Genomic DNA, 3421 nt, shown 5'->3' on the forward strand with positions numbered 1-3421 from the left:
ACGATGTCTTTTTCTTTCATGTCGTGCAGCACGTATTCGGTGAACTCGCCCGCCTGCACGTGACGGATGTGCAGCTCCAGGAACTCGTCGTCGTGCGGCGCGTTGGCCAGGGAGAAGCTGCGGCGGCGGCCGTCCGGCAGAAGGAAATCAATGTATTGCCCGGCGAAGAAGGGCAGGCGCACGTTGTTGGGCAGGCGCAGCATGAGGCGTACCACGTCGTCCGCCAACAGTTCTTTTTTTGCCACTTTGGCGGACAGCTTGCGCGGCTCGATGGCCGTGCCGGCCAACGCCTCGGCCACTTCGATGACCAGATCGCTGTCCGGCCTGGCCTGACAAAGCAGCGCCATGCCCACGGCCTGCTCCTGTTCGCTGAGGGCCTGGGGCGACACCTCGCCGAGGTCCACCTGCCCTGCCACCACCTTGCCTTTGCAAGCGCCGCAGCCGCCGCTGCGACATCCGTATGACAAGCCTATGCCTTGACGCAGCGCGGCGTCCAACACCGACTCTCCCGCTTCGCAGATGAACGTGTGGCCGCTGGGCTGCACCTGGACTTTGTACGCCATGAGTGATCCTTATATTCTGACCGGGTCGGGGACGTTATTGTCCTTTATTTGTTTGAGGAGAAAAACCCTGGACAAAGTGTTGATCGTGGGCTGCGGCGACATCGGCCGCCGGGTTGCCGCATTGTGCCAGGAGCGCGAAACGGCAGTCTGGGGCGTGGCCCGCGGCGCGGCGCAGAAACTGGCCGGCTCTGGCATACAGGTGCTGCAACAGGATCTGGACGCCGGCTTTGCCTGGCCGGCAGGACTCGTTGCAGATACGGTCTTATACCTGGCGCCGCCACCACCCGAGGGCGACATTGACCCGCGCCTGGCCGGTTTTCTCGCCGCCCTGCCCCCCAGTGCTTTGCCGGCAAAGCTGGTGTACATCAGCACCAGCGGTGTATATGGCGATTGCGGTGGGGCCTGGGTCGACGAGACCGCAGCCCTGCGCCCGGCCAGCGCCCGCGCCCGGCGGCGTCTGGCGGCGGAGCAGTCGCTGGCGGTGTGGCGTGAACGCCGCGACGTGGCCGTGGTCATTCTGCGGGTGGCGGGAATTTACGGCCCTGGCCGCTGGCCGCTGGAGGCACTCAGGCGGGGCCGGCCCGTGATACGGCGGGCAGAATGCCCCCCCACCAATCTCATCCATGCCGATGATCTGGCCCGCATCTGCGTGGCCGCCATGGAAGCCGGCCAAGACGGTGCGGTCTACAACGTTGCCGATGGCCACCCGTTGACCCTGACCGAGTACCACCAGGCTGTCGCCCGGCATTTCGGTCTGCCCCCACCCCCTGAAATCAGTTTCGCCGAAGCCCGCCGGAGATTCAGCCCGGCGCTGCTGTCGTTTCTGACGGAATCCAGACGGCTGGACAACCGCAGGCTGCTGCGCGAGCTGGCCATCAACTTGCGCTATCCTGATCTGAATGCCGCTCTGGAAGGAAGCAGGGATTGAGTCCCCGCTGAAGCGGGCCCCCACAAGCACAGCACGCACCCATGGAACACCTCGAAATCGTCTGGATCAGCTTCGCTTTTGTGCTGGGATTCGTTGTGCGGCAACTGGGCCTGCCGCCCCTGATCGGCTATCTGCTCGCCGGCTTCAGCATCAGCGCCTTTGGCTTCGGCGGCGGGGAATGGCTGGCAAAAGTGTCCCACGTCGGTGTGTTGCTGCTGTTGTTCAGCGTCGGTCTCAAATTGCGCCTCAACAGCCTGGTGCGGCCGGAGGTTCTGGCAGGCTCGGTGCTGCATATGAGCCTGTCGGTGCTGATCATGGGTCCGGTGCTGCACGGGCTGTTGGGCTTTGGCCCGGGCCCGGCCTTTTTCACCGCCATGGCCCTGGCTTTTTCCAGCACCGTGGTGGCGGCCAAAGTGCTGGAGAGCAAACGCGAATTGCGGGCCTTCCACGGCCGCGTGGCCATTGGCATCTTGGTGATGCAAGACCTGGTGGCGGTGGCATTGCTGAGCTTTGCCAACGGCGCCACCCCCACGCCCTGGGCCCTGTTGGTGCTCACCCTGCCGCTGCTGCGGCCCCTGATACACCGCCTGCTGGACTGGAATGGTCACGATGAGCTGCTGATTCTTTACGGCCTGCTGCTCGCCCTGGTCATCGGCGGCAGTGGTTTTGAAATGCTGGGCCTCAGCTCCGAGCTGGGTGCTTTACTGCTGGGGGCCGTGCTGGCCGACCACCGCCGGGCGTCGGAGCTGTCCAATGCCCTGTGGGGATTGAAAGAAGTGTTCCTGGTGGGTTTCTTTTTGCAAATCGGCATCGCCGGCCTGCCCACCCTGGAGCAAGTGGGCTGGGCATTGTTATTGGCCGCCTTGCTGCCCGTCAAAGCGGCGCTGTTTTTTGTGATTTTGCTGCGCTTCGGGCTGCGGGCGCGCAGCTCGTTTCTGGCCGCCCTGAGTCTGGCGACTTTCAGCGAATTCGGTTTGATCGTGGCCAATATCGCTGTACAAAAAGGGTTTATGGATCAGTCCTGGCTGGTATTGCTGGCTCTGGCAGTGGCGGTTTCCTTTGCCCTGGCCGCGCCCTTGAACCGCAACGCCCATGATCTCTACCGTCGTCTCGAACCGCGTTTGCTTAAAATGGAATCCGCCCGCCGCCACCCCGACGACCAGCCCCTCAGCCTGGGCGGCTCCACGGTGCTCATTGTCGGCATGGGCCGGGTGGGCACGGCCGCCTACGATTTTTTCACCCAGCGTGAGCAACGGGTCGTGGGCGTGGACTCCGATCCCGTGAAAGTGGCCGAGCACGTCAAGAAAGGGCGGCGGGTGTTGTACGCCGATTCGGAAGATCCCGGTTTGTGGCACAACATCGACCTCAGCCACGTCCGCGCGGTGCTGCTGGCCACGCCGGATTCCGAAGCCAACAGCGGCGCGGCCCGGCTGTTGCGGCAGGCGGGATTTCCCGGTCTGGTCCACGCCACCGCCATGTTCCCCGAAGAAGTGCAAGCCGTCAAACAGGCCGGTGCCAACGGTGCCTATTATTATTTTGACACCGTGGGCGTGGGTTTTGCGGAACACGTGTGGGAACAGCTGGAAGCGACCGTCCCCGCCAAAAACGACCCCTCGTGACAATCGGGCAGAAGGCGGGCTCAGCCGCGCCGTCCTCTCACACCATCGGGCGCGCGGTTCCGCAGCGGGTGGCGCCCGTGGCAGGGAACAACAACGACGAAGGCCGGGGTAGTGATCCCCGGCCACATCGTTTGGACCCCCTTACTTGAGCACCACGCCGCCGGTATTGGCGCTGGAGTTGGTGCCGCGGGCGACGGTGGTGGCGCGGCGGTTTTTGGATTTGATCTTGATGTTCACATCGTCCTTGATGGTGGAGTTGCGGGCCGCCAGGCCGCCGGTGGTGGCCACAGAGGAGCGGCCCGAGGCGCGGG

General features: G+C 64.2%; 3 protein-coding genes. 2 read left to right on the forward strand and 1 reads right to left on the reverse strand.

Annotated elements, in window-relative coordinates:
* Positions 1–563: 2Fe-2S iron-sulfur cluster binding domain-containing protein (locus tag ENJ19_02355; protein ID HHM04570.1), on the reverse strand; the 563-nt coding region annotated here is incomplete at its 3' end.
* Here ENJ19_02355 and ENJ19_02360 point away from each other — a divergent pair.
* Positions 562–1491, forward strand: a complete 930-nt coding sequence (locus ENJ19_02360) for an NAD-dependent epimerase/dehydratase family protein (protein HHM04571.1) — start codon at positions 562–564, stop codon at positions 1489–1491. The two genes, ENJ19_02355 and ENJ19_02360, sit on opposite strands and share 2 nt — an antisense overlap.
* A 41-nt stretch (positions 1492–1532) precedes the next feature.
* Complete coding sequence (locus ENJ19_02365) at positions 1533–3110, forward strand: sodium:proton exchanger (protein HHM04572.1); 1578 nt, start codon at positions 1533–1535, stop codon at positions 3108–3110.
* The last annotated feature ends 311 nt before the right edge of the window (positions 3111–3421 follow it).

It is taken from the genome of Gammaproteobacteria bacterium (assembly GCA_011375345.1).
Classification (GTDB): domain Bacteria; phylum Pseudomonadota; class Gammaproteobacteria; order DRLM01; family DRLM01; genus DRLM01.